Source organism: Nostoc sp., assembly GCF_036919555.1.
Classification (GTDB): Bacteria; Cyanobacteriota; Cyanobacteriia; order Cyanobacteriales; family Nostocaceae; genus Nostoc.
The window spans coordinates 70,967-92,923 of record NZ_JBALCS010000091.1 but is presented as its reverse complement, the minus strand read 5'-3'; the positions used below and the strand labels follow the sequence as shown (position 1 = coordinate 92,923).

Below are 21,957 nucleotides of genomic sequence, written 5' to 3'. Positions count from 1 at the left end.
GTTGGTCGGGTCATCGGTCGTAACTAAACTAATCCGGTCTCTTTGTGAAGAGTAAATCCAGTTTGTCCTTGCTGCCGGGAGGGAAAGGCTGAGGCTGGATGCCCCCCTGAATTTTGCCCTCCGTAGCCGGTGAGAGTTCAGAGAACTAATTTGACTTCCGGACTCTTTTGTTTTTGGTTGTTTTTCTTCATTTTCAGATTTTTTCACTCAGGACTAGGACTACGCGAGGACTCGACTGAGCGATGATTGGTCATTGCGAGGCAAACGCAGTTGAGATTGCTTCTATTCGAGACGCTCCGCGAACGCTTCGCTCGCAATGACGGAAATACGTTCCGTTCTGCGTAAATCCACAAAAACACTTTAATATGAGACTCCAAACATTTCCGCATCCTTCTAAAAAATTAACATCTAATAAGACTCCAAACATTTCCGCATCCGTCTAAAGAATTATTATACCCAGACAACATTTTTCAATTTCTTAGTATCCAGACAATATTTTCTATTTTCATGATTAAAATCAAATATCGCTCAGGGGTGGGACTCAGAACGCCCAAAAATTCATGTGATCACTCCCGATTTGCGGTGAACAGAGGCAACATTCGGTTCAGGTAAAACATCGGTGATGCGATCGCTCTATGATCCGGTAAGTATTGTCTAAGCGAAGACAGATTATGACGCAAACAATTTCAATTAACGACTCTGGGCGCTTGCAACTCACACCGCTAGAAATTCCATCCCGTCTACTGTTAGGGCCTGGACCTTCCAATGCTCATCCTACAGTTCTCCAGGCGATGAATACTTCACCCGTTGGGCATCTTGACCCAGCTTTTCTCGCACTCCTGGATGAAATTCAGTCATTGCTACGCTACGTATGGCAAACTGAAAATCCACTCACCATTGCAGTCAGCGGTACGGGAACAGCCGCAATGGAGGCAACCATCGCCAATGCCGTTGAACCCGGTGATGTGGTTTTAATTGGTGTAGCTGGTTACTTCGGTAATCGCCTTGTGGATATGGCTGGACGTTATGGCGCAGATGTGCGAACCATTACCAAACCTTGGGGACAAGTCTTCAACCTCGATGAACTTCAAACAGCCTTAAAAACTCATCGTCCAACTATTTTAGCTCTAGTTCATGCCGAAACCTCTACCGGCGCACGTCAACCGTTGGAAGGAGTCGCTGATTTGTGTCGTGAATTTGGCACTTTCTTACTAGTGGATTCAGTCACAAGTTTGGGTGGCGTCCCCTTGTTTTTGGATGCTTGGGGAGTTGACCTAGCTTATAGTTGTAGCCAAAAAGGGTTAGGTTGCCCACCTGGTGCTTCACCCTTTACCATGAGTGCGCGTGCAGTTGAGAAATTGCAACAGCGCCAAACGAAGGTTGCAAACTGGTATTTGGATATGCTGTTGCTGGGCAAGTATTGGGGGCCTGAACGCACCTATCACCATACAGCACCGATTAATTTATACTATGCATTGCGGGAAGCACTACGTTTGCTTGCAGAAGAGGGGTTAGCAAACTCCTGGCAGCGGCATCAAAAGAACGTAGAATATCTCTGGGAAGGGTTGGAGAACTTAGGACTGAGTATGCACGTTGAGCAGGAGTATAGACTGCCAACGCTCACCACTGTCCGCATTCCAACAGGGGTAGATGGGAAAGCGATCGCTCGGCAGTTACTCAATGAACATAATATTGAAATTGGCGGTGGTCTTGGCGAACTCGCTGGTAAAGTTTGGCGCGTAGGATTGATGGGCTTTAATAGTCGTAAGGAAAGCGTTGACCAACTTTTAGCAGCACTAAGGCAAGTTTTGCCTAAGTAGTTTTGGCCTAATTAGGTGCGTTAACAGTAGTGTAACGCACCTGATACAAAAGGCGTAGCCCAACCTAGGCATCGCGCTAACATTGTTTGAGAATTAAAGGAAAATGAAAATCGATACTTCACTCTATCCAAAGTGAATCAGTGGATTACGTCGGAAAAAATCGTGCCTTAATTATGTTTCTACTTGCGTAAAATCGTCCAGGTTTCTCTCATTCCTAGCATGATCAACCGTGTCGCTCGGCGCAGCAAATCTCCACACTGTGATTCCGTCCTGAGTTCCAGTAATCAGGGTCTTGCCATTCCTACTAAACACCATTGCCCCCGACCAGTTGCTGTCCTTCGCCAGAGTTGCCTCCATCTCCCCCGTTGTCAGATTCCAAATTCGATATGGTTTGTATCCTCCACCGGCAATTAAAGACTGCCCATCGAGACTAAAGGCGATGGTGATCTGAGGAAAATAGAAGCCCTCAAAATCCTGCAACAATTCTCCCGTTGCCAGGTTCCATAACTTCACCTGCTTGGCACTGCCACTGGCCAGCAACTTGCCGTTGCGACTAATAGCTAAAGCGGAGACTGTACCATAGTGTACGGTCAAGGTGATGCCTTTTTGTCCAGTTGCCAAATCCCACAGGGTGATGCGATCGCCCGAATCGCTACTAATCAAAGTCTGACCATTCGGACTCAGCGCTAATGCTATCAAGGCATCCGGTGTTTCTGCCCACGTGTTCCTTAATTGTCCAGTTGCCAAATTCCACACCTTAATGGTCTTGTCGGAACTGGCACTCACAACCGTTTGCTGATCGGGCGTGATCGCGACCGCATTCACAGCCTCAGAATGCCCTTTCAGGGTGAATTTGAGTTTTCCAGTGGCTAGATTCCAGACCTTAATAGTTTTGTCAAAACTCCCACTCACTAACGTTTGACCATCGGTGTCTAGGGCAAGGTCATAGATATTGTTGGTATGTCCTTGGAGGGTTAATTGCGGTTGCTGATTGGGCAGATGCCAGACGGTAATAGTTTTGTTGCTGCTACTGATCAAGGTATGACCATCAGCACCGAGGGCAATCGCTGACGCTTCCCCGGTCAATGTCTGCACTACTGTCAAATCGCAATAGGGGGAATGCGGTTGCGACAACTTGCAGATATTCGTGGCTCGGTAACTGCCCCAGACAAATGCCCCAATCTGTGCCAGAAAAATCAGAACCGCCACACCACGCAGCAGGCATATCTGTTTTTTGCTCAACCAGTTGTCTAACATCAGTACTGTTCTCCTGAAGTAAGTGTAAGTAAGTCAGTGCAATAAAACCAAACTGTGTGAAGAAAAGTAAATAAGGCTCAAACTCTTTTTCACCCTGCTCTCTGCTTTCTGTCCCCTGCCTTATCCCAACAATAATTATTTACGCCGACCTACTTAAGTAAGTTATAAGAATTAACGTAAGTTCCAAATAAAGGAAAGGCTGTCGGATACGTTGACATTGCTAACATTCGCTTAATCGAATGACACCATGCTCAGTCTAGAAGAGTTCTTTTACGATGTCGATGACTTTTGCAAGTCCCTAAAAGGCTGGTCAGATGGATGTATAGTTGGAGCTAGTAGTCTGTCAAGCCAACAATGCCTGATGAGATGGTCGGGTATAAGCGCTCATGCAATGGCATTGTAAGTCGAAGCATTAACAATTCAGCAGCTTGGGTTACAGCAGAATTCAAGTATTTGAACCACATCTGTCCTAAGGCACAGTAATGCTGTGCCCCTACCGCGTGGTCTATTTACCTGAAAATAGCTGTAATATCAAGTTCGGATAATTACAGCAGAATTCAAGTATTTGAACCACATCTATCGTAGGGGCACAGCAATGCTGTACCCGTACTGCGTGGTCTATTTACCTGAAAATAGCTGTAATTATAATAAGGTTGAATCGTTGCAGTGGATCTATCCGAGTACCATGCCGAAATAGATTGCGACGCCGAATAGCCCGTCGTAGACATCGCCAACCACTTGAGCGAAGAAGAATTGTTAGTTGGTTATCGTCAAGCAAGAGAAGCGACAGAGCGTAGCCACTACCAAATTATTTCCATTTCCCAACATATTCACCAAAAATACAAAACCGCAAACAACTAAGAATTAATTCAATGACCCCCAAAGAATACCAAGATGAGATTATCAAAATTAGTAAACACTACCCGATATTTGGAACTGATAAAGCCTTGCCAACTTATAGCAGTGGATTATCTGAGGAAGTAGGCGAGGTAATGGGAATCATTAAACGGCATTTTAGAGGTGACGCTAAAGCTGAAAACTTCAAAGGAAATTTGACTAAAGAATTAGGCGATGTGACAGCATATCTGGTACTGCTGGCTAAAGAGTTCGATATTGATTTTGAAGATATTCTAACTATGAATATCAGCAAGTTGCAAAAGAGAAACGAAAATGGCACTCAACTAGGTAGTGGTAGCGATAGATAATTATGCAAACACACGAATTAAAAACATTGCTTGAATATTTTCAAGCTGTGGTAGATGGTAAGAAAATTTTGAAGTCAGATTGAATGACCGTGATTTTAAAATCGGAGATTGTGTCATACTCAGAGAATTCGATGCAACTACAAATCAATACACTGGTAGAGTCAGTTTTAAATATCAAATCACTTACGTTCTAGAAAACTTTGTAGGATTGCAGCCTGGATATGTTGTCTTTGGTATCTTGTGGAGTTGGAAGTGAGAACCACCTTAAGCAGCGTGTTTTTTTGGTTTGTGGAGTAGAGCGATCGCACCCCAATATATAGACATGATTGGTTCATTTGACGATATCCTTCCCTCAGAATGTAATATTCACATTACAACTAGGATCAGGAGCAAAGCTTTTATCAAAAACGAACCTAGCAGAAACGCTTCCAAAACCTCGTGAATAGCTGCCACCCAAGTAATGCTGATTATTGTCTTAGATGCCAGCATCTCCGGTATAGAATTTTTTAATGGGTAGGGTTGCTCCGTCACTATAACTAACATTTGCTTTATTTCCGCCTCTATTTCTTCCCTTGTTAATTATATAGTTGACTCTTATTATTGAGCTTGCATTTCTTCCGACACCTTGATTGTAATCGACTCGAATTGTGCCTCTAAAACCTCCAGCACTACATGAATAGTCGCGAATAACGGCATCAGCAGTAGCTGGAGTTAAAGCAATGCTACTGCAAGCAACAGCCATTGCAGCAGTACCAATAATAAAACGGTTTGTTGTCTTTCTAATTTGACAAGCAGTCAAACTATTAACCATCTCTAACTCCCTTTTTGATTCAGTTATACTTTGCATTGAGTAAATTAAAATCAATAAATACCATAAATTTTTAACGCTAATACAAAAATTTAAAAATCTTTTCATAGCAATTATTATCGCAAAAAATAATATTGAGGATGATTTAATCAATGGGATACATACTCCTTGCTTCAATTTCTAGCTTTTTATCAGTGTCTAGCTCTACACCACTTCTAGCCACAGGGGATAGCATAGCCAAGCTAGCCGCCGCCCCCAATACCTGCTCATCGCTCACTTCCAAATATTTCTGCAACTGCTCTAAATTCCGATGCCCTGAGATTTCCTGAATTACCCGCAGTGGAATATTAGCGTTACTCATCTGGGTGAGCGCGGTGCGCCTAAAACTGTGCGTCGATACGCCAATTACCCCAGCTTGTTTGCAAGCTCCTCTCAAAATCCTAGCGGCTGAGTCTTCGCTGATATCACCTTCACTGCGACCGGGAAACAGATAAATCTCTCCTGCCAGTGGGTAGTATTCACCCAATAACCGCCGTAAATCTTCAATCACTGGGATTGACCTAGTAGCTAGCTTCCCCTTGGTGTTTGACTTCCTAATAATCAGCCGTGGTCTAACAAAACCTTTGGGTGTGTAAATGTCTTGAGTTTGTAGCGTACAGCATTCACGGATTCTACAGGCACTGACATCCTAAAATGGCTAGAAAGGAGTACAGAGTAAATCTGTGGGGTTTTTGGTTTATGGAGAGGTACGATCGCGACGATGGGGAATTTTCATTTGTGGGGTTATCTCCGTATAAAATAGGGTTTTTATATTATAAAAAGTTATTTAACCTAAGTAGAGTTATGATTATGGTAATTGCACAAATGTCTGCGAGGGCGCAGGAAAAGGGGATAAATCTAGCTTGGAGACTGGCAATCGCCTAGCTTTGACTACTCCTAAATCTTGATTTTCTTATGTTTGCTTTCCTGATAATCAGCCGGGGACTGACATTGCCCTTGGGTGTGTAGATATATTGAGTTTGTAGCGTACAGCATTCACGGATTCTACAGGTACTAAACAGGCAGACACCAAACAAAGTGCGATCGCGGTCGTTGTCGAGTCCGTGACTGAAAATTAATTGTATCTCTTGCTGTGTGAGAATCTTGGCTCGGCCGTGCCGATTGATTTTCATTGTCAGACTGTAGACCCTGTATCACAGCGTACACCTTAACTGTCTTAAGTGTCCTTGCGTCTTTGTCAAGATTTTGAGATATTAAATTGAAAAATTAATTCAGATAGAAACTTATGACAACCGAGCAAGAGCTTCAATCTCTTTTTAATACCTTAGATAGCGATCAAGACGGCAAAGTCTCCATTAATGATCTTTTTTTAAGTCCTGGCTTAAGTGCAATCATCTCATCAGAAACAAATACCAGTAGTCCCCAGGAGTTACTAGTACAGTATGATTCAGACAAAGACGGTAGTATTACTTTTGAAGAGTTAAAGCAAGCTGTTGAGAAAGCAAGTAATTTAAACTAGCAGTCAAAAAACAAGAGTATCAATACCCTATTATCCTCATACCCTGTAAGGTGTGAGGGTTATTCTTCTCATTGTCAGCATTTTGTGAAAAACGTCGCGAGAATACCACAGCGTATTCAATTTACATATTTTTGATTTTAGAAACTGTCCATCCCTATCCCTATATTCATCGCCCCATTTGCTTATTTCTTCCAGGGTAGTTTAGTCCCCATTTCCGTCAATGCAGAAAAGATGAGATAGAGGACGAGCAACCCAGCACCCGCAAAAAAAGCCAGTAAATTGTTATCCATCTAATCTTTACGTCTCTCAAAGAGAAATGTGATACTATTTGATGCTTTTGGATGTTGACTACACCTACGAAGTCGGACAAACTCCCGCAGGAGATTAGATTGGAGTGCGTAGACACGTTCGCGGAGCGTCTCGTAGAGAAGTGGCTTGTCAACAGACATCGCAAAGCGAATTTGACTACAATCCTTAGAAAGACCAACAGAAATATAATGTCCAAAAAGTCCGATTCGCAGTTCCAAAATCTCTTTGCTTCACCCAAATCAACCAACTGGGACGAAAGATTAGCCCAAGTAGCCTACCGCTTTAACCGAGAATATCAAGGTGAAACCTTTGAACTCCCAACAGAAGTACAGGCGATGCCAATATTCCGGGAGTGGATTGCTGGTAGTTTCTCAGGGAGAATTGCTTCCCCTTTTTGGGAAATCGCTCAACCTCAAAAAAACCAACACTGTATAGATATTGGCTGTGGTATCAGCTTTTTAATTTATCCTTGGCGGGATTGGCAAGCATTTTTTCATGGGCAAGAAATCAGTAATGTGGCACGTGATACCCTTAATTCCCGTGGACCACAGTTGAATTCCAAGCTGTTCAAAGGTGTTGAATTGGGAGCAGCCCATCAGTTAAACTACTCATCAGAGCAATTTGACCTAGCGATCGCCACCGGATTCAGCTGCTATTTTCCACTCGAATATTGGGATGCTGTAATCGCAGAAGTCAAGCGGGTGTTAAAACCAGGTGGACATTTTGTGTTTGACATCCTCAATCCAGAAAAGCCTTTAGCGGAAGATTGGGCAGTTCTGGAAACCTATTTGGGGGCTGAGGTATTTTTAGAACCTGTGGCTGAATGGGAAAAAACGATTAAGACGGCTGGTGGTAAAGTAATAGCGCAGAAATCAGGGGAATTATTTGAGTTGTATAAAGTACGGTTTTGAAAATACTATTACTCAGGGATAAGTGGACTTAATGGATCTAAAGAAGTTGTAAAAACAAAATAGATTACCCCAGTTCCGAGAATCATCACAGCGAGACTGAACAGCAACACCCATCGGTCTGTCGGTTCATAAGTATCTTCTTCGATATCACGACGGACTGCGAAATAGTGTGCAGTTGAGAGCCACACCGTGATTAAACCCACCAGCGAGAAGACTAAACCTAACTTCCAACCGTTCCCAGGATGGGGTATCAAAGGTACTTGGAAAGCACGCAAACGCACGATGACGACACCAAAACCCAAAAGAGCGATCCCTGTCCGCATCCAAGCGAGGTAGGTACGCTCATTTGCCAAGTGATCTCTAACTCTGGACGGGTTGAGTCGTCCTGGCTTTTTTTTATCTTTATCTTCTTCTGTAGGTTTCAATTTTAACTGCATCAATAACACCCTTATTCCCAAAGCGGCTCTTATCAAAAAAATGCGAAGGTAGTAGGAAATCTCTTTCCAGATGACTTGCACCCAGCGCAATAGTTGCGCTACTGAAATATGCCTGTTGTGATTGTACATTTTTTTCAAAATTTATTTTAATGCAGATATAGAAATAAAACAAGCTGACCGAATAATTCGGAATTCGTAATTAATGGTACAGAGCAACTTTGACATACTCCCCCGTTTAGAAAACGGGGGATTCTAAGCTCAAACAGCAATTGCAGTCTCGGACTGTCTGACATCACCTAACTTAATGGTTGACGCCCCAACCATGTAAGTAATAAGGGGTTCTAAAAAAACAGCCAAGATTCAGAGAGGTTTTTCACCAGTGTATGTCCTGTTTTTCCTCTGATTTTGGCTGTTACCGTATTTAAATTGAGAAGAATAATTCCAAAATAGACTATGCAGTTCTATTTCAAGCCTGATTGCTAGGCGCATTAGGAACTCGTGTCTCTATGACAGCCTGCGATATATCTGGGATAAACCAGTTAGCCTCTTTGCCGGTGATCACTTTCACAGTCGGAACATTCAATTCAATCGCAGCAGTAGCTGGATTTGTCTTAATCACCAACTGAGTTCCATCAAGGATCTTCAGAGCCACCGGCCCTCTCAATTCTTCACCTTGACCATTCGGACTAGAAGTGAAATTTGCTACCTTGACATCATTCGCTAGATAGATGCCATCACAATCCCAATTCTTTTTAGTGGACTGACCATTAGCAATAAAATACAAATTATTGTCGTATACGGCATCTTCATTGTCTTCACTATTTGGTCTTTTGCCGTAAACTGCTATGGTCTTACCTGTTTGGTTTTCGCATTGACCCCAGTTGATTCCTGTCTCTAAAGCATATTTTTGCAGTGTTAATTCCTCAGTTCTCTTTTGAATTTCTTCTGGTGTAAGACCTTCAACTTGAGTTTGGGCATCTTTTGTCTGAGACAGTTCCTTAAGAGCTTTAGTGACTTCGATATAATCAGGGTTTTTGCTAAACTTTGGTCTATCAGCAAAAGAAGGTTGAGCAAAGGCGAGATTAGCGACAATCATTAACAGAATTAGCAGAGATTTCCAGAGTTTCATGTTTTGATTCCTGTTGATAGGTAAGATATTTTGTAGTTTTAAATTCATTTTTGCGAGAAAATCCATGATGCACATCTTTCTAGATACTTAGTTTTTCTTGTTCTTCACTCAACGGCTGAGTATTGAAACCTAAAATCAATGAGAATATATAACTAGAAACTACAGATAAAAGAGTCCAAGTAACATTTTCTGTAACAATAAATACACCTAAGCCAATCAAGATACAAGGCACAAAAGTATTGCCATTTTCAGTTAAAAAGTTTGCGATCGCAGGCAAGTAGGTCAACTTATAAGCGGCATAACACCACACGCCCACTAGTGTAAAAAATACACTCAGTATCATCAGCAGACTATCTAACTCAGAATTGGCAAACAGAGGCACGTAGACACTGATATTATCACTACCATTAGCAAAGGCGATCGCAGCTACGTTACAAGTTTGCGGAGAGAGAAAACTGCTAACTATAGAAGGACAAGACGGCTCGGTTTCTTCTTCGGCTGACTCTGGTGAATCCTCTTCGCGTTTTAGTAAACTACTCACACCAATGATTATTGGCATTAAACCAAGTAGTCTAATCCAGTCTTGCGGTATGATTAGTCCACCGAAGAAACCGGGAAGGCTAGCAATGATCAATGCAGCAAAACCGAGATACTGACCAGCCAGGATGTGATGATTGCGGAACGTTTTACTTATTTGCGAAAAAAGCAACGTCAGAACCACAATATCATCGATGTTGGTGGCAGTGAATGCGGTAATCCCTGTGGTAATTGCAGTTACTAAATCGTTCATTTTTGGAAGTCCTTATTTTCATGCTTGCTAATTGGGCATGGGGCATTGGTCATTTACAAAGGACAAATGACTAATGACTAAGTAGAAAGCCTTGATTTATACTTTAGTCAAACTAACCGATAGAATCAAATGCTTTTGTTTGTCAGAATGATAAATGAAAGTGATTAAAATTTTGACACAAAGTTGTAGGGATACCATAAATGGCAGGAATGACGCTTGAGCAGCTAAAAATCTTTCTAGCTGTAGCACAGCAGTTACACTTTACTCGCGCCGCAGAGGAGCTTTATATTACACAACCTGCCGTTAGTGCAGCAATCCACAACTTAGAGCAAGAATATGGAGTGAAACTATTTCATCGGATTGGTCGCCATATCGAGATTGCTGAGGCGGGTAAATTACTGCAAGTGGAAGCGCGGAAAATTCTCGATCAAGTTTCCTTGACTGAAAGGGGATTGCGAGAATTGAACAATCTGCAACGGGGTGAATTGAAATTAGGGTCGAGTCTGACAATTGGTAACTACTGGCTACCAAGTAAGATTAGTGAGTTTAAGAGCCGATATCCCGGTATCCAGATTGACTGTAGCCTTGCTAATACAGAAGAGATTTGTGTCGGAACGGCCACAGGACAGTTTGATTTAGGTTTGGTGGAAGGAGATGTGAAGCCAGCGCTCCAGAATACTCTAGAGTACGAAATAGTGGGGAGAGATCGCTTGCAAATTGTGGTAGGTCAAAAACACCCTTGGTTTGAGTGGGGAGAAATTGACTTAAGCCAATTGACTCAAACCCTTTGGGTGATGCGAGAACCAGGTTCTGGAACCCAGCAAAGGTTTGAGGAAGCCCTCCAAAATTGGGGAATCAATCTCAGTGAACTGAATGTAATTTTAGTATTCAATAGTGGAGAGATGACAAAGGCAGCGATCGAAGATGGTGTCGGTGCAATTGGAATTTCTGAGTTGATGGTAAAAAAAGAAATACAACTAGGAACTCTGCGGGCAATTCGAGTTATTGATAATAGAGAGGGTAACGGTGCGATGCCTAGGTTGGGCTACGCCTACGCAGAAATAGTTCGACCTTTTTTCAAACTCAAGCATCGTCAGCGTTTTCAAACTGCTCTCTCCAAAGTCTTTGAACAAATGTTGATATCGTCTATGTTAAATAAGTAAGTCGGCGAGAAAAATTCAATGTATATGAAAAAATATGAGAAGGAGTCAGAAGACACAATTCAGAATACCCCACGCCTGAGTCAGGGGTAACAAATTCCCCAGTCCCCAATCCTCTTTACACCTTCTGCATATTTTTACTGATGGGGTCAAAACCTCTAGAAAACCGTGTACTTTCATCGTAGTAAGCGCCAGTCAGATTCGCTCCATACAACTTGGCATGGTTGAGTTTAGCTCCCCGGAGATTTGCTTCATTCAGTTTGACACCGCTCAAATTAGCTCTGGTAAAGTTTACTTTGGATAAGTTAGCTCTACTCAAATCTGCTCCCCAGAGTTTAGCTTTAGCTAGGTTAGCTCCACTCAAGTCAGATCCCCATAAATTAATTCCAGGCAAATAGGCTCCAATCAGCTTGTACCTACTCAAGTTGAGGGCTGGAAAATATCTTTCCCCGGCGGCAAAACGCCGTTTTAATTCCTCAGCATTCATCCGTCGCGTTGACCTTCCTTAGCAATACAGAAGTTATTTGTTCCCATTCTTGGCTTAGTTCTCCTAAAAACTCTGGCTGACCACTGCGTTGATACCAGAAACGGGCATTGTACAAATCGCCTTCTTTGCGGTGCAGGTAAGCATGAACCCAGGCACTATCGGCATCGCTGGCATTTCCAAGTATTTCATGAGCTTTGCTCCAATCACCTTTCTTCTCATACCACATTGCTTGCAGCCCTTTTGGCAGTGTCTCAGGACATGGGCGCTGCTTTTCGATTAATCGGATGAATTCCTCTGTATTCACGATCGCCATCCAACAAGAATCAAACTTCTATCTCTAAGATACTCCTCAGCTTAAGGTTAAGGTGAGCAGGGGGAAATAAACAATGTCCAATGCCCAATCCCTTTCACATCTACTTAACTGGATTAACTGGAATAAGTTCAAACTCGAAAGTACTGATCAAACGGTCATCAATATAGACCTCTATTCTATGCTTACCAACCGGATCGCCAGGAGCGATCGTCCAAAAATTCTCAATCACACCCTTTGGAGCCGGCTGTGTGCGCCGTGTCACAGATGTAGTGCCGTCTGCTGATATTGAGAAGTCTTCACCGTTATCTGTACCCCAGGTTTCTGGAGGTTTTGGTAAATGCAAGACTTCGCGCCATTTAACTTCACCTTGGTAGTCTTTGAGTTTAATTCGCCATCCGTAGGCATTTCCTTCCTGAAGTGGCACTCTTGTTGTCTGGAAAATGGTAACGTTACCTTTGGAGTCAACTCTCCTAAGCCCGAACTCGGTGTTAATAACAGTAATCTGTTTTGTATTCGTTGGCGCAGGAGATAATATAGCATTTTCTACCAAAACAGAAGTAGCGTTGATTGGCTCAGAACTTATGACCCCAGATATTAGCCAAGAAGAAGCTAACACAGCAGTAGTAGCCCAAATTCTCATTAGTATGGTTTCCTGTCAGGCTTTTGGTACTTATTCAAGTAATCTCACATGTTTTCCGGGTCAACGTTACCTATGGTTGGACAAAGATGAAATTGCTTTTAGGAATCTGGTGGATTTGGACTCGGACTTGCGACACCGAGCAGCCCAATCCAAGCATCGCTCAACAAATTCTACAAGGTTATGGGAGGCAAATCACCGTCAAAAGTATACTTGGTCAAAACTCAACCTTTCAAATTAACTTTCCCCTCAAACTTTAACCCATCTTGATAAGATGAAACTTTTTCACTACTGTGATAACTTCTTCGCCATTTTTCGAGATAATCTATAGATATTGATTTAGATGTGACGTTCACACCATTTCCTCGCCAAGCAACTTCTGAATCTGTTGTGAAAACCCCGCATTCTAATTGATCTAGCCTCATATTCCAATATTCACTAAATCGGCCTTTTAAAGTAATAACTTGCTCAAATACCTTATTTCTATGTTTATTTCTTCTTTTTCTTTCTGTAGCTCCTGTTGCTTCTGTATCAATAAACTTAGTTTCAATTAAAAACAGACTACCTTTAAAGGTCAGGAAGACAAAATCACACTTCCCTAAATCTGTATAATCTGAAATTGGGGATTTTTCAAATAACAGCAATTCAGCGCACGAGGGAAACAATTCTTTAATATTCAGAAATAAATAAGCTTGCAATAGAAGTTCCTTATCATAAGGAAACAAGATCACTCCTTCAAAAAATTTCTGAATGTCCTCCTGAGTTTGGGGTTGAATTCTTTTACAGTATGAAACAAATTTATCTAGCTCGTTTACGATCATCAAGTTCCTAACTCCTTCCCCCGGTCGCAGCCTTAAGGGTATTAGCATAAAAAGATACCACTACCTTAAGGAAAATATCATCCGCACAAGTAACTAAAAAAATGATCCCAATCCTGAATAGTTAAGGTAATTTACTGTTGACAGTTGGGCAAAACTAATTTTTAACCTGATTTTCAGTATTAGTAGATTTTTCACTTCTGGACTTACCTACCAGTCAGCGATTTTATATGAGCAGTAAAACTGGCGTTTTGCAAAGCTTGAACAGTTATTCTAGAATCTTGTACGCAAAATTGCCAACCCAAGCGAACAAGTTTACGAGAATTTTCAGTTTGGATAATTCCAATCACTGGCATTTTTGCCTTTTCTTTGTCTCCTGACTGTTCTTGCAAAATTGTTTTCAAGCGATGTAGTTCTTCGATATTACCTGCTTGTTGGGGATTTAACTCCACCATCACCATTTGTACTGTTTCTACTGGTTCTGCATCTTCAAGGATAAATTGAGTTTGCTCATCGCGTCGATCTACCTTTCCCCAAATAATCAATCTAGTATCAACTTGGAGTAGGGAACTAATGCGTTCATAGGTTTTGGGAAAGACTACAGCTTCTGTTTGTGTAGTGAGGTCTTCTATTTGCAAAATTGCCATTTGATCGCCTTTTTTCGTAACCACTTTTTTCACGTTATTCAACATGACAACTGCACAAAGCCTTATTTCTTCCTTTTGTTCTCCCAGTTGCGAAAGGTTAATTGGCGTCAAAAGTGGTGCTATTTGCCGTAAGGATTTCAGTGGATGATCTGATACATAAAAGCCTAATAATTCTTTCTCCTTCTGCAACTTTTCCTGTGGGGTAAAATCCATCACAGGTTGAGATTTGGGAGCAGTTTCAAAGGCATTATTTGCTCTTTTATTCTGAGTTGAAGAAAATCCGTCGCCTAATAAATCCAAGAGATTTCCTTGACCACTAGCTTTATCTTTAGCGCGAGATTGTGCCCAATCATACACTAATTCTAAGTCGTTAATTAACTGTTGGCGGTTGGGTTGAATTTTGTCAAAGGCTCCACAGTAAATCAGCGATTCTAGAGTCCGGCGGTTAACAGCACGTAAATCGACGCGGGAGCAAAAATCAGGAAGGGATTTAAACTCTCCTGTCTCATTTCTCGCCTCCAAAATACAGACGATCGCATTCTGTCCCACGTTACGCACCGCCGAAAATCCAAACAGAATCTTTCCCGCTATCGGCGTAAAATCAACACCAGAACGATTAATATCTGGCGGATCTATAGAAATACCCATATTTGTACAGTTAGTAATATATCTCTGTACCTTATCGGTATCGCCACTGTTAGCCGTTAACAGTGCCGCCATATATTCCAATGGATAATTAGCTTTTAAATATGCCGTTTGATAAGTTACATAACCATATGCAGTCGAATGGGATTTATTGAAACAATTGGAAGCTATTAAGCCATTTTTAATCGCAAAATTATGGTCACGCTCAACTCCAATGTCATAGACATTTTGTTTGCCTAAATACTTACGTATGGCTATTTTTATCATCTTAACCTAACCCCCGGAAAAAAAAATTGCAAAATTAATTAATTGATAAAATGATGACAATTGTAGTTGTATTAATACCTATAATATAAAATTATATCACTAGAAAACACTGCTACACTCTTACACAAAAGTAGCCTAAATATATCAAAACTTTGGCAACCTCTTAAATAGACAGTTAATAGCTATATAATTGCTGCTTTTCAAGTTTATTAAACATATTGCAATACATAGTTGATCCGCTTAGTCAGATGACTAGGGAGTGGGGAAGAAGCAGGGGAACTCTTAGAGGATGTTTGTCAAGTCTAAAAGTATACTAAAAAAACTCGCTTCCATTCCTCTAGCCGAAAGGTCAAGAAGCTTTTAAACTCCCATATTACCTTCTCTACAAGGGAATGTGGGGGTTAAGTTTAGGAGCTTTTGCTGTTAGCAATAATACTTTTAAAACATCCTCTTAGCTGGGGAGAAAAGTTTTCCCTTCTGCACCCCCCCTGTGCCTCTTTCCAATGCCGAATGCGTGAGTTACTATCGTTGAAAGGCAACTCGGTATCAGAGGGTGTGAGTAGGTGAAAGTGGCGCTGATCGTAATTTTGGCGGTGGTTATGGGATTGTTTGTGGTAGTCGAGATTGCACTGCGATCGCTCTTTGGCTTTGGTAATCCCCTGATTTACATTGGCGATGAGCAGATTGGTTATTTATTGGCTCCTAACCAGTATACCCATCGTTTTGGTAATCGCATTGAAATTAATCAGTATTCGATGCGAAGTAGTCCGATAAATAAGACACCTGCACCTTCTGGGCTGCGAGTTTTACTGTTAGGTGATTCTATTGCGAATGGTGGCTGGTGGACAGATCAGACTAATACAATATCAGGCCTGATGATGCATTCTCTGGCATCATCCACTAATAGTAATTATCAGGAAGTAGAAGTATTGAATGCTTCAGCTAACTCTTGGGGTCCAAGGAACGAGTTAGCTTATTTACAGAAGTTTAGCAATTTCAACGCCCAAGCGGTAATCTTATTAATTAATACCGATGATTTGTTTGCTACTCCTCCCACTTCTTTACCGGTAGGACGCGATCGCAACTATCCCGATAGTAAACCTCCCCTAGCATTAGTGGAAGTGTGGCAACGTTATATCGTCAAAGAAAAGCCAATTCCCGAAATGAAAGCAGTGCATAATGAAGCAGGCGATCGCGTTGGAATTAATCTGGAGGCCATCGGCAAAATTCAAGCCCTGACTCGCCAAACCAACAGTCAATTTCTATTAGTCATAACTCCCTTACTGCGAGAAATTGGTGAACCAGGTTGCCGCGATTACGAAATTAAAGCTCGCCAGCGATTAAACGATTTTACCAAAGCACAGCAAATTAATTATATAGACTTTTTACCGATATTCAATTCAACTACCAAGCCGCAAGCTTTGTATCACGATCACATTCACCTCAACTTGCAAGGTAATAAATTTGTCAGTGAAGTTATGGAGCGATCGCTTTTAGAAATACTAGGGGAGGCGTCACTTGCTCACTAATAACATGGGCTACTATACGTAACTGAACAATATTGCGTTATGTCCTATAAACTAATTTGTCGGTTTATGCGCCAATGATTGAATGACATTCAGTAGCTGCTCAGGCGTATATGGCTTAATTATATAGGCATCAGCAGCTTGCTTCTTTGCCCACAAGCGGTGAATTGCCTGATTTTTGCTGCTACAAATTAGAATCGGCACTTTTTGACTAGTCGGATTTGTTTTGATGAAGCGACACAATTCAAATCCACTCATTCCTGGCATTACTACATCAGTAACAATCGCATCTGGCTTTTCTTCTAAGATTATTTCTAGAGCTTCTTTAGCACTAGTCGCCTTAATAATATTGTAACCCCTATCGCTGAGATAATGACTAATTAATTTCAATTTACTCAGGCAATCTTCTATAACCAGAATGGTAGGTATCCAGGTAATACTCAACCTTAAATCTCCAAAAAATATGTTGGTTAAGTGGAGTTATTTTTTATATTAGGAAATTAAAAAATATGTTGAAAGATGACTTTTAGTAAATCTCCTTCTGTAAACGGCTTAGTTAAATAACCTGATGCTCCAACCATCTTAGCTTTAGCTCTATCTATAAATCCTACTTTTCCTGACACCATAATCACAGGTGTATTTTTAAAATGTGAGTGTTTACGCAGCAAAGTGCAGAGTTCATACCCGTCTAAATTAGGCATCGAAATATCCAACAAAATTATGTCGGGTTTTGTGCGAACAATTTGCATTAAAGCTTTTAAAGAATCGGTGACTCCGACAACAGAAAAGGTTTGCTCATCTAAATAACTTTTAATAACATTCAATACCGCAGGACTGTCGTCAATACAAAAGATTGTGTAGAGTTTTTTGTCAACAGGCCGTTGGATGATTCGCTGACCCCTATGATCATTAGTATTAATAGGGTAGGCTGCTGGTTTATAGCCGTTTGTTCTAGGCAACTTTGGTGTAGCTTTGGCTTGAGGTTGTAGCTGATTTATTTGGAACAATTGTGAGGGATGCGATTGAGAAGTTGGCGATGTCTGATGATAAGCCGCTTCTCTACGAGAGTCTTCGCCAACGCCAACGCTTCGGGGCGTTCGACATCGTTCAACTAATAAGCGGAGATTTAGATAACAAAACTTTGGCATATCATCCAGAAAGCTGTCAGGAATAAATTCATAACTCCCCTCTTCTAAGTTCATAAATGACTCCAGAACTTCTAGCGCTAATTGCTCTATCAGTATCGCCGCTTGAGAGAAACTGATATATTTCTGATTGACTAACCAGCAAATAGCCAGATAATCTGGATTCGGTATTGCTTGATTTTCAATACCAGTTTCAAATATCGCCCGCAACTGTTCGTCTATTCCGCGAGGGAGAGTAGAAATTTGCTGACTCAAGCGTTGCAAATTTCTGTAAAGCGGCTCAAACATTTTCTCTGAGTAACAGGCATAAATGAGTTTACCCTCATCCATATATATTGACCAAGAGCCTGAGGTGCTAAACACCTGTAAACAACCAGTAACCGACTTACCAGTAATTTTTTTTAACAGAGATAAAGGCTGAAGCTTTTGGAAAAATCTGTATCTACTAATCGGAAGTGTCTTCATTGCGATGGCTCTGGAATAAAATTAACATTTGCAGGCAAAATTAGTGAATTACCTTTTCGGAATTCACCGCGATTTTGTTGGAAGCACTGTCAGATAAATATAGCGGTCACATTTGAGTTAGTACAGAGATTCCACACCCCCCAACTCTTAATTCACCAATCTCTGTTAAGCTATAATCCACAAGTTACAACTAAAGCAATTCATGCTATTTTCCAATAGCAAAATTGCCCGACTAGTTGCCAGGATATAGTATTTCAAAAATTAGATTGGTTTTCTGTATCTTTCGCTAATCTAGCCAATCTAACAGTAACTCAAGTGTCACGCACAGACCATTGGCTCTCGCCCAGCAGTCACAAAAGCATCATTCTTATCCGTATTTTGCAGCCTAGAATTACAAATACTTTACTTCTCTTGCAAAAGTTTTTGTACCCCTAATATTAAAGTCTGGAGTGACCAAAATCTACTGTAACGTAGACGAAAATGGCTATATATCATGGCTTTTAGGCATTAAGTCCGCGCTGACAAACTATGTTTTTGTAGCCGTGACGAAAGTCGTCGGGTACTTTTCCAAGAAGTTTATTCTTGAGGGAAACTTCATCAAAAGAAAAAGTATTATTAAAAACTAAGCATCCCAAAAGTTCAATGTCTTACTTAAGTTTGTGATTATAGAGCAACTCTTAGTGTTGGGATTGGGCAGCATTATCACTTGCACAACAAGAATGGTAAACCTCCTACCAAAGATGAGTTAGCTGATAATTGCCGCCATGATGGTATGTGGTGAGATGCACAGGCGACCAGATCAGCAGAATGGAATCTCTTCATAAGTACTAGAAACGGGTTCTAATGTTGTATAGGGCTAAATAGTTACCATGTACAGTTTGGAGCGACAAATTCAAGAATTTCGCTATAAATTCTTGATTGGTAGTATATACCTGCAAAATAGCTATTTTCAGCTAGATGGTAGATAACAAGCAAAGTACTTACTAAAATTCAGGTTACTATAATTTTCAAAAAAAGTTAGCAGAAATATATAAACTTCATGATAAATAAGTAAAGCAAATATGAAAACTAATTAATAGCATCTTCCAGACAATTGTCATAAATATTTATTTTTTAGGATGCCCGGAAATGCTGAAAATGTACAGTAAAAGATAATTTTGGATGCTTATTTAATTACACTTATAAATGAGTGAATCATTTTATGATAGCAATTTGCCTGAAAAATCTCAAGTTTTAAAAATCACAAATATAAATACAAAATTGTACCTGACTTTTCACGGTATCTGGAAAACCTCTCTTTAAATCTCTCTCCTAAAAGGCTACGGTGTACACACAAGTCGAAAGAAGCTCGATTGACCATTTCTCGTTCCCATGCTCTGCATGGGAATGTCTGATTAGGGGCTGCTGCCTCCAGTCAAAATTGAGTCGGAGCCTCAATGAATGCATTCCCAGGCTCCACCTGGGAACGAGTCAAGCCTCATCAAGCTAGGTTTTTAGGACTTGTGTGTACACCGTAGCCTAAAAGGAGGAGCCACTGCGTTGGGCGGCGAGCCACTCTTGTTGCACGTGGCGTCAGAGACTTTGAATTTTCCCCCTTAGAGCGTTGGGAAGGAGGTGAGGGGGTTAGGTTTTTCGTGCGCTTTTCCACATGATGTGAAAAGTCAGAAAATTGTAGGCGTAGCCCTTCGTAGACATCGCATTCATTAACCCACAAGGTATATGTAGCAAAAAGACGCAAAGAATTTCTTTGCGTCTTGGGCGTGAAATTTAGAAGTGGACATTTTCACCGTTCTAGTTCTCCATCTACTTAAACTTGCTCCCGCCAGCACCAGCTTAAAAGTGTGCCACCAGCCACCAGCTTAACTATTTCCAGTAGCCAATAACCGCCGTGTAGTAAATTCATTGTCGATGGAATCGCAGTAGCAACTTCAAATATAGGAATCCGATTTGATTTCTGAAAACATACTGAGACTGAAAATCCCGTTTGATCAGGGTTTTATCCGAAATCTTGTTCAAAAATCAGATATGAGTCCTATAGGTTGAGTTGAACTCCTATAGTGCACATCTGCGGAGTTAATAAATAGGTGTCAAGCATAGCTATAGTTAGCAGCAACACGGATAAAACAATACTGCCAATACGCCAGTGATATTGGGTTTTGCCCAAGGCTAGCGCCCCAGTCAATACTACAGCAGTAGATAATAATTCCATCCAATTGAAGTTCCAAAAAATCGTATAGCCTGCTGTCGTAAAACCAGCTTGGCTTATCATCCCAGAAAGATAAAGGCTAAGCATAATTATTCAGTCTAAAAATAGACTAGCACTGAGCCAAAAGCCCAAAGTCAATATGATCGCGGTTCGCCAAATTGGTCGTTTGAATTCAAGGTTAGAAATAGTAGTCATAAAATAATTGCGTATGTTGTATTTCTTAGTGTCTAACTTCACCAGCAGTTTAACAAGAAATATCAACTAACCTTTACAAAGCGATCGGTCTTAATTCTTAACTCAATTCCAAGATTTCAGGACTTACGCAAACAATAGCCGAAATCCTGATTTTCTTCTTAGAGGGAATTCATATATTGCCCCTAAGCGCGTGTAGTTTTGCCTAAGTCCTCAGGACTTAGGCAAAAAGTTCTGAAGTAGCGGTAATTCATGAATTACCGCTACGACAAATTAAGTTTTTGAGACAATTTTGCGTAAGTCCTAGTCCTATTAAACTTAGTTGAGAAATATTAAGTAGGTGGGTGCAATTAATAGCTAACTGGTGAGGACTGTCATTTGTCCTTTGTCATTATTCATTGGTAAGGGTTTTAAGCCTGTTTACGTTTCAAAACAATAGTTTGGTTTATTCCCACCAACTTACTTAAGAAGTTTTAAATAGTATTTTGGAACAACCCCTTGTTAACGCAATTTACGGTTTATCGAATAGCCCAAAGAAACCTCACCCTGGTTTTGCTTCTGCAAATACCTGTCCCTCTCCTTATTAAGGAGAGGGATGTAACCTTTCACACTCCCCCCTACTTCTCAACGATAAGTCAAGAGTTTTGACCATTTTGCAGGGGGGAGTGAATAATTACAGAGGGATGTATTAAGGAGAGGGTGAGGTTGAAAAATGTACTTAATGCAAACGAGAACTGCTATATGGCAAAAACCAAAAGTGCGATCGCACTCAATCAAAGCACCTCGAAACCTAAGCCTTTGAGCAGAAGTTAGTTAGCAATACTTAATATTCGATAAACTAATAATTAGTATCTCATGATATTGTGATTTCCAACACATATTTTTTTATATTGATTGTGTAAACTCTATCTGCGGAGTCAGATTACTAGATAAATTTATGGTAATTCGAGCGCCAAGCAGTAGCATCCCTGTTCTGCCGTGGTATTAGCCTTATTTACAGTTCGGTTCATTCATTCCTTGTAGAGCAATTAGTAGGCAAGGGAAGTGCAAGTTTAGTTGCTGGTAAAGTATTCGATTATTACATTCAGTATCTAGCAAGAGGTGAATATCTGAGAGCTAGACACAAGTATCTCAAAGCTTTATGGAACAAGGATTTTATCGCTCTGCCAACTCTTGTATTTTTGGGCTAGATGTCAGTGGTTGAAAGCAAGACTGTTGTTGTCTGCTCATAAGTCGCTTGCCACGTACCTATGTGGATTTGAGC

Annotated in this window: 21 protein-coding genes and 2 pseudogenes; 8 read left to right on the top strand and 15 right to left on the bottom strand. The window is 41.0% G+C overall.

The features are described 5' to 3' along the window. Positions 1-671: 671 nt before the first annotated feature. Positions 672-1,820 carry an alanine--glyoxylate aminotransferase family protein gene (locus V7K36_RS25355; RefSeq protein ID WP_335120424.1) on the top strand — a complete coding sequence of 383 codons (1,149 nt, stop codon included), beginning with the start codon at positions 672-674 and terminating at the stop codon, positions 1,818-1,820. Positions 1,821-1,991: 171 nt separating this feature from the next. On the opposite strand, the gene V7K36_RS25350 is transcribed toward V7K36_RS25355, so the two are convergent. After that, a complete protein-coding gene (locus V7K36_RS25350) occupies positions 1,992-3,077 on the bottom strand; it encodes a WD40 repeat domain-containing protein (protein WP_335120422.1) in 1,086 nt (361 codons plus the stop codon). Between the two features lie 872 nt (positions 3,078-3,949). Between V7K36_RS25350 and V7K36_RS25345 the strand changes: the two genes are divergently transcribed. Together V7K36_RS25345 and V7K36_RS34300 are read left to right on the top strand one after the other, a co-directional pair. After that, on the top strand, positions 3,950-4,282 hold the full coding sequence (locus tag V7K36_RS25345; protein ID WP_335120420.1) for a nucleoside triphosphate pyrophosphohydrolase family protein: 333 nt from the start codon (positions 3,950-3,952) through the stop codon (positions 4,280-4,282). A 76-nt stretch (positions 4,283-4,358) separates the two neighbouring features. Next, a pseudogene (locus V7K36_RS34300) lies at positions 4,359-4,538 on the top strand (DUF3850 domain-containing protein); the annotation flags it as partial. 219 nt (positions 4,539-4,757) lie between these two features. Here the strand turns inward: V7K36_RS34300 and V7K36_RS25340 are convergent. The 3 genes from V7K36_RS25340 to V7K36_RS25330 form a co-directional block, all read right to left on the bottom strand. Further along, positions 4,758-5,198, bottom strand: a complete 441-nt coding sequence (locus V7K36_RS25340) for a hypothetical protein (RefSeq protein WP_335120418.1) — start codon at positions 5,196-5,198, stop codon at positions 4,758-4,760. Positions 5,199-5,235: 37 nt separating this feature from the next. Further along, the gene (locus V7K36_RS25335) at positions 5,236-5,760 is read right to left on the bottom strand and encodes a tyrosine-type recombinase/integrase (RefSeq protein ID WP_442948516.1); all 525 of its coding nucleotides are present in this window, start codon (positions 5,758-5,760) and stop codon (positions 5,236-5,238) included. Between the two features lie 383 nt (positions 5,761-6,143). Next, positions 6,144-6,287: a hypothetical protein gene (locus V7K36_RS25330; protein ID WP_335120417.1), complete on the bottom strand. Its 144-nt coding sequence runs from the start codon at positions 6,285-6,287 to the stop codon at positions 6,144-6,146. Positions 6,288-6,375: 88 nt separating this feature from the next. Between V7K36_RS25330 and V7K36_RS25325 the strand changes: the two genes are divergently transcribed. Continuing rightward, positions 6,376-6,609 (top strand): EF-hand domain-containing protein, encoded by a 234-nt coding sequence (locus tag V7K36_RS25325; RefSeq protein ID WP_335120415.1) that lies wholly within the window; start codon positions 6,376-6,378, stop codon positions 6,607-6,609. A gap of 497 nt (positions 6,610-7,106) precedes the next feature. Beyond that, positions 7,107-7,829 carry a class I SAM-dependent methyltransferase gene (locus V7K36_RS25320; RefSeq protein WP_335120413.1) on the top strand — a complete coding sequence of 241 codons (723 nt, stop codon included), beginning with the start codon at positions 7,107-7,109 and terminating at the stop codon, positions 7,827-7,829. A gap of 8 nt (positions 7,830-7,837) precedes the next feature. On the opposite strand, the gene V7K36_RS25315 is transcribed toward V7K36_RS25320, so the two are convergent. The 3 genes from V7K36_RS25315 to V7K36_RS25305 all read right to left on the bottom strand — a co-directional run bounded on the left by V7K36_RS25315 (position 7,838) and on the right by V7K36_RS25305 (position 10,185). Then, positions 7,838-8,395 (bottom strand): YidH family protein, encoded by a 558-nt coding sequence (locus V7K36_RS25315; RefSeq protein WP_335120411.1) that lies wholly within the window; start codon positions 8,393-8,395, stop codon positions 7,838-7,840. 337 nt (positions 8,396-8,732) lie between these two features. Beyond that, positions 8,733-9,395: a hypothetical protein gene (locus tag V7K36_RS25310; protein ID WP_335120409.1), complete on the bottom strand. Its 663-nt coding sequence runs from the start codon at positions 9,393-9,395 to the stop codon at positions 8,733-8,735. 79 nt (positions 9,396-9,474) lie between these two features. Beyond that, positions 9,475-10,185, bottom strand: coding sequence for a cadmium resistance transporter (locus V7K36_RS25305; protein ID WP_335120407.1), 711 nt, complete (start codon positions 10,183-10,185; stop codon positions 9,475-9,477). Positions 10,186-10,385: 200 nt separating this feature from the next. On the opposite strand from V7K36_RS25305, the gene V7K36_RS25300 reads away from it, so the two are divergent. Next, positions 10,386-11,348, top strand: coding sequence for a LysR substrate-binding domain-containing protein (locus V7K36_RS25300; RefSeq protein WP_335120405.1), 963 nt, complete (start codon positions 10,386-10,388; stop codon positions 11,346-11,348). A 115-nt stretch (positions 11,349-11,463) separates the two neighbouring features. On the opposite strand, the gene V7K36_RS25295 is transcribed toward V7K36_RS25300, so the two are convergent. The 3 genes from V7K36_RS25295 to V7K36_RS25285 all read right to left on the bottom strand — a co-directional run bounded on the left by V7K36_RS25295 (position 11,464) and on the right by V7K36_RS25285 (position 12,569). Then, on the bottom strand, positions 11,464-11,832 hold the full coding sequence (locus V7K36_RS25295; protein WP_334945237.1) for a pentapeptide repeat-containing protein: 369 nt from the start codon (positions 11,830-11,832) through the stop codon (positions 11,464-11,466). Continuing rightward, a complete protein-coding gene (locus tag V7K36_RS25290) occupies positions 11,822-12,136 on the bottom strand; it encodes a hypothetical protein (protein WP_335120485.1) in 315 nt (104 codons plus the stop codon). The genes V7K36_RS25295 and V7K36_RS25290 overlap by 11 nt, the downstream gene beginning before the upstream one ends. A gap of 109 nt (positions 12,137-12,245) precedes the next feature. Next, complete coding sequence (locus tag V7K36_RS25285; RefSeq protein WP_334823795.1) at positions 12,246-12,569, bottom strand: hypothetical protein; 324 nt, start codon at positions 12,567-12,569, stop codon at positions 12,246-12,248. A gap of 16 nt (positions 12,570-12,585) precedes the next feature. Here V7K36_RS25285 and V7K36_RS25280 point away from each other — a divergent pair, with 16 nt between their 5' ends. Further along, positions 12,586-13,023 carry a hypothetical protein gene (locus tag V7K36_RS25280; RefSeq protein WP_335120403.1) on the top strand — a complete coding sequence of 146 codons (438 nt, stop codon included), beginning with the start codon at positions 12,586-12,588 and terminating at the stop codon, positions 13,021-13,023. Here the strand turns inward: V7K36_RS25280 and V7K36_RS25275 are convergent. After that, a complete protein-coding gene (locus V7K36_RS25275; protein ID WP_335120401.1) occupies positions 13,007-13,603 on the bottom strand; it encodes a hypothetical protein in 597 nt (198 codons plus the stop codon). The genes V7K36_RS25280 and V7K36_RS25275 overlap by 17 nt on opposite strands. Positions 13,604-13,806: 203 nt before the next feature. Continuing rightward, positions 13,807-15,159: a helix-hairpin-helix domain-containing protein gene (locus tag V7K36_RS25270; RefSeq protein WP_334823790.1), complete on the bottom strand. Its 1,353-nt coding sequence runs from the start codon at positions 15,157-15,159 to the stop codon at positions 13,807-13,809. Positions 15,160-15,722: 563 nt separating this feature from the next. Between V7K36_RS25270 and V7K36_RS25265 the strand changes: the two genes are divergently transcribed. Then, entirely contained in the window at positions 15,723-16,688 is a 966-nt protein-coding gene (locus V7K36_RS25265; protein WP_335120399.1) for an SGNH/GDSL hydrolase family protein, read from the top strand. Positions 16,689-16,739: 51 nt separating this feature from the next. Here V7K36_RS25265 and V7K36_RS25260 read toward each other — a convergent pair whose 3' ends face one another. The 3 genes and pseudogenes from V7K36_RS25260 to V7K36_RS25250 form a co-directional block, all read right to left on the bottom strand. Then, complete coding sequence (locus V7K36_RS25260) at positions 16,740-17,129, bottom strand: response regulator (RefSeq protein WP_335120397.1); 390 nt, start codon at positions 17,127-17,129, stop codon at positions 16,740-16,742. Between the two features lie 56 nt (positions 17,130-17,185). Then, a complete protein-coding gene (locus V7K36_RS25255) occupies positions 17,186-18,295 on the bottom strand; it encodes a response regulator (RefSeq protein WP_335120395.1) in 1,110 nt (369 codons plus the stop codon). A 2,035-nt stretch (positions 18,296-20,330) separates the two neighbouring features. After that, positions 20,331-20,696 (bottom strand): annotated as a pseudogene (locus V7K36_RS25250) (hypothetical protein); the annotation flags it as partial. Positions 20,697-21,957: the final 1,261 nt, after the last annotated feature.